Below are 1356 nucleotides of genomic sequence, written 5' to 3'. Positions count from 1 at the left end.
GGCCGCCGAGGCGGCCTTGTTCGCGGCCGCCCGCATCGACCACCTCGACGCGCTGATCCGGCCGGCGCTCGCGGCCGGCACCAGCGTGGTGAGCGACCGCTTCATCGATTCGACGCGCGTCTACCAGGGCGCGGCCGGCCATGTGCCGGCAAACCTGCTGGCCACGCTCGAAACCGTCACGGTCGGCCCGACCCGGCCCGATCTGACGCTGATGCTCGACCTGCCGAGCGCGGTCGGCCTCGCCCGCGCGGCAGCGCGACGCGGCGCCGACGAGGCGCCGGACCGCTTCGAGGGCGAGGCGCTGGTGTTCCACGACGGGCTGCGGCAAGGTTTCCTGCGCATCGCCGCAGCCGAGCCTGACCGCTGCGCCGTGGTGGACGCTTCAGACGCTGTCGACGCCGTGGCGGCGGCGATCTGGGAGGCCGTCGAGCAACGCCTGCTGGCCCCGGATCGCGACCCCGCATGACCCCCGTCCCACCCGGCACGACCACCATGGCGCGACTTGGCAATTCATCGGGGCTCGCGCGCTAGCCATGGATGACACCGACGACGCCCTGCTGCCCCCCTGGCGTGCCACGACCCTGGTCGGCCATGCGGCGGCCGAACGCCGGCTGCTCGACGCCTATCGGGACGGCCGGCTGCACCATGCCTGGCTGATCGGCGGCCCAGCCGGCATCGGCAAGGCGACGCTGGCCTGGCGCTTCGCCCGTTTCCTGCTCGCCTATCCGGACCCGGCCGCCGCGGCGGTGCGCGACGCCACCGATCTCGCGGTGCCGGCCGCCCACCCGGCCGCGGCGCTCGTCGGGGCCGGCAGCCACGGCGACGTGGTGGCACTGAAGCGCGAATGGAACGAGAAAACCAAGAAGCGCTTTTCCGAGATCCGCGTCGACGACGTGCGCCGGGCGCTCGGCCTGTTCCAAAGCGCTTCGGCGGCCGGCGGCTACCGGATCTGCATCATCGACTCGGCCGAGGACCTCAACCGATCGAGCGCCAACGCGCTGCTGAAGATCGTCGAGGAACCGCCGCCGCGCTCGGTCTTCCTGGTGCTGGCGCACCGGCCCGGCCAGGTGATGCCGACCCTGGTGTCGCGCTGCCGGCGCCTGCCCCTCACGGCACTTGGGGTCGGGGACGTGACCACCGCCCTGCAGGCCTTGGGGCCCGCCATCAAGGCCATGCCGCCCGAACGGCTGCGTGAGGCCGCGGCCCGGGCCAACGGTTCGGTCGGCGAAGCCCTGCGGCTGCTCGGCGACGAGGCCGCGGCACTCGATGGCGTGCTGCGCCAGGTGCTCGGCCCGCTGCCGCAGGTGGATTGGCGGGCCGTGCATCGGCTGGCCGACGCGGTCGGCAGCTCGGACG

2 protein-coding genes are annotated in these 1356 nt (G+C 73.8%); both read left to right on the top strand.

What is annotated here, in order from left to right; genetic code table 11:
- Positions 1-466: dTMP kinase (tmk, locus tag P7D22_RS23125; protein WP_319936588.1), on the top strand; the 466-nt coding region annotated here is incomplete at its 5' end.
- Positions 467-533: 67 nt separating this feature from the next.
- Positions 534-1356, top strand: an 823-nt coding sequence (locus tag P7D22_RS23120) for a DNA polymerase III subunit delta' (RefSeq protein ID WP_319936587.1), incomplete at its 3' end; no start/stop codon positions are given.

The organism is Lichenihabitans sp. Uapishka_5, from assembly GCF_033947565.1.
In the GTDB taxonomy this organism is placed as follows: domain Bacteria; phylum Pseudomonadota; class Alphaproteobacteria; order Rhizobiales; family Beijerinckiaceae; genus Lichenihabitans.
This window is presented reverse-complemented; position numbering and strand designations above follow the sequence as displayed.